Here is a 1,760-nt window from a genome sequence, read left to right as displayed (position 1 = left end):
TAGTTAAAATTGTTAAGACCCAAAAAACTTTTTTGAAGATAGTAAATAATAACCACGAAAAGGGAATGGGAGCTCAAAGTAATATACTATAGCCACTTGATAGTGAAATTCGGACATCTCCATTTCGTCTGATATTCTATGAAGCCTTGAGTCTTTGGCAGCTGAATGTGTAAAAGATTTCAAGGCATGTTTAGTCGCAGAGTATGTACCAAGCATTGTGAATGATTCGTGGCCTGCTATACTGCACGCATTAATGATTTTTCCTTTTGTTTTTTGCTTAATAAATTGCTAAGCAGCTGCTTGAGTGCCAAAGACTACACCATTTACAATAATTTTGAATAGTTTATCAAGCTGTTCTTCTGTAATGTCCAAAAGCGGCGATACCGCATCGATCCCCGCAATGTTCACAAAAACATCCAAACGTCCAAATGTATTTACACCCCCTTTAACCAAATTGAATTGATCCTCACGTTTCGATACATCTCCTTTAACATCAATGACAGGAAAATTTTTTTCTTTGAATTCTGAAACAGTTTTGTTTAGCATTGATTCATTTATATCATGCAGCACAACACGATAACCATCCTTGCACAGCCTCTCAGCTATGCCTTTCCCTAATCCGCCTGCAGAACCTGTAACTACTGCTACTTTACTCACGAAACTCCCTCCTTTTTATGAGATGATATATTGATTACTTTTCAACACGTTTGATATTTTTTTACAAACCATCTAAGTAATCCCTTCATTTACAGTACTCGGGATATACCTAGCGTCTTCTCAAAATCATCTTTTAATCGCTCAGCCAATAAATCTTGCAACAAGATTCTTGCCCCTTCAGGGCTTAACACAATTCCCCCTGATAAAATCATATTTTGAGAGGACACCTTTCCGGTTACTATACAAGTGTTATGCTTTTGATACTTGAGCAAAACAATTTTATCGTTATCTTTAATAAACTCCAATGGATCTCCATCATTAATCTTTAAAAGCCTTCTCATTTCTTTTGGTAACAAAATTCGTCCCACATCATCTATTTTACGGATCATTCCTGTGGTTTTCATAAAAGAATCCTCCTTTCTTCTTAAAAGTCATCATGGATTGTGCATCATTTCACAATTTATTTCAAGACCTTCGATTTATTTCTTTGTGTCAATTTTGTAAAATAATCTACTTAACAAGTTTAGGTTATCCATAGCTGGTTATTTAGAACGATATTTCTGTTTCTCAAGAAAAAATTCAAAAAGTTTATTAGTGCTGCCTCTATTAAGCTGGTGGGAAAAAAGTTTTTCCTACCAGCTTACTTTCACCATTTGATTATATAATTTTAAATTTTTCTGTTAAGCTTTGAAGTTTCTCAGCCATTTGTTTAAGGGTTTCTGAAGAGGAGCTAATCTCTTCCATTGAAGCCAGCTGTTCTTCTGCTGATGCGGCGATGTCCTGAATATTTGCTGAACTTTCACTGGACACATTCTCAATCTCTTCAACAGCCTTTGATACTTCTTGAGATCCTTTCGATATATTTTCGACTGTTCCAGTCGCCGTTTGCAGTTGATCAGCGATGTTATTTGTCATATTGTGTATTACCCTAAAGCTGGACTCTGTTTCATCTGTTATTTTAAGTCCTTCCTTCACTTCATGATTAACTGATCCAAACATACTCAATGAATTCTCTATTTCATTGACGATTTCATTAATTAATCTTTCTATATCTTTTGCCGAACTTGCGGATTGTGCTGCAAGTTTCCTGACTTCTTCAGCCA

At 35.5% G+C, this 1,760-nt stretch carries 2 protein-coding genes and 1 pseudogene; all 3 read right to left on the bottom strand.

From position 1 onward, the window contains the following. Positions 1–129: 129 nt before the first annotated feature. Positions 130–657 (bottom strand): annotated as a pseudogene (locus BTA31_RS22290) (SDR family NAD(P)-dependent oxidoreductase); the annotation flags it as partial. 89 nt (positions 658–746) lie between these two features. After that, complete coding sequence (locus BTA31_RS22285) at positions 747–1,061, bottom strand: AbrB/MazE/SpoVT family DNA-binding domain-containing protein (RefSeq protein ID WP_076794315.1); 315 nt, start codon at positions 1,059–1,061, stop codon at positions 747–749. Positions 1,062–1,314: 253 nt separating this feature from the next. Next, on the bottom strand, positions 1,315–1,760 hold a 446-nt coding region (locus BTA31_RS22280; RefSeq protein ID WP_239693258.1), incomplete at its 5' end, for a methyl-accepting chemotaxis protein.

It is taken from the genome of Bacillus haynesii, from assembly GCF_001969855.1.
GTDB lineage: Bacteria > Bacillota > Bacilli > Bacillales > Bacillaceae > Bacillus > Bacillus haynesii.
This window is presented reverse-complemented; position numbering and strand designations above follow the sequence as displayed.